This is a genomic window from Ligilactobacillus murinus DSM 20452 = NBRC 14221 (assembly GCF_001591685.1).
GTDB classification, from domain to species: Bacteria; Bacillota; Bacilli; order Lactobacillales; family Lactobacillaceae; genus Ligilactobacillus; species Ligilactobacillus murinus.
Genome location: NZ_BCVJ01000111.1, coordinates 1 through 1,348, shown reverse-complemented (window position 1 = coordinate 1,348; position 1,348 = coordinate 1). Strand labels below are relative to the sequence as shown.

The 1,348-nt window shown below is 35.2% G+C and carries 1 protein-coding gene; it reads right to left on the bottom strand.

Going from position 1 to position 1,348, the window contains the following annotated elements; all coding sequences use genetic code 11:
• Window positions 1–753: 753 nt before the first annotated feature.
• Window positions 754–1,179 carry a hypothetical protein gene (locus LMU01S_RS09985; protein ID WP_056958564.1) on the bottom strand — a complete coding sequence of 142 codons (426 nt, stop codon included), beginning with the start codon at window positions 1,177–1,179 and terminating at the stop codon, window positions 754–756.
• Window positions 1,180–1,348 lie beyond the last annotated feature (169 nt).

Sequence of the window (1,348 nt, the reverse complement as noted above, 5' to 3'; positions counted from 1 at the left end):
CATACATGACGTGGAAAAATCTCATACATGACGTGGAAAAATCTCATACATGACGTGGAAAAATCTCATACATGACGTGGAAAAATCTCATACATTTTTGCTCTAACCCTTATTATTACAGGATTTTCGTTGCCCCTAATGTATAGTAATGTAATATTTAATGTATCCAGTTAATGTAATATACATACGCGCGTGTAAAGAAGTTTTTTCAAAAAAGCTTGTAGAGAAATGATCCAATTGCCAATCACGGATTTCCAAGATAGTTTGTCTAAACAAAAAAACAGCGATACCCCAAAACGAGGACCGCTGAAACCAAACACTAGCTAGACTGTCTAAAATCAATCAGACAGAAAGGAAACTAGCAACTGAATAGCTTTTTTGATTAGGTGCTTCAGTAAGCTAACGAATAACTTACCTAAACGTTTTACTTGCTTATTAGGCAAAATAATGATGATCAGCACAATCTTCACAGATAGAGAACCCCCTTTCTGTGCGATTAGGGTGGTAAGCCCTTTAGTGCACGTTATCTAGTTTACCATAAGCAAGTATGATATAATGAATGCGTAATGATGATTAGCGCTAGTGCACATTGTAGCTGGTAACTACGAACAAGTGTAACGTTACGAAGTTGGGGCATTCTAACAGGATGCCTCTTTTTCGTGCGTATAATGCGCTTTAAGAGTTTTTAAAAGCCATTTAGTGTAATTGTACTAAGGGAGTGTTAAACGCGCTGTAATACCCCTTAAACTCGATTTAACGATTATTAGAATTCCATAGTTCTATAATCCGTTCTGTAACTGTAGTTTTAGATCCATCATCATTTGTAAATGACCATGATTGCCCAGTAGATTTAAAGAATTCAAGCTCAGACTGAAGTACTTGGAGCTGAGTTTTTAGACGCTTCACCTGAGTATCTCGCTTTTTAAGGATCGTTATGCTATCTGTATTGATATTACTTTTAAGCCATTCAAGGGTTTGATCCGGTGTAATAGACTCTGCATCATCACCTTGTAATTTTTCAAGAATAGCACCTTTTTCGATCAAACGCTTTGTACGTTCTTTTCGTTTTTTAGCATTTAACTTATTACGTTCAAGTTTGATCTTAGCATTTAGTGCAGCCTTTTTCTCTTCAAGTTTTGCTAATTTAGATTCTGATTTTTCGATACTACTATTTTCCAAATCTGATACCACCAATCTATAATTTTTAGTATAGATATAGTAAATCATATAGCATATAAAAAATAAAATGTTAGACTGTAAATGTTGAGACAGTAGTTCCCTTAGTTTTTACTAAGGGCGCACTTACACACATGCAGAGCATGTGTTATTCGCTTACGCTCATTATGCG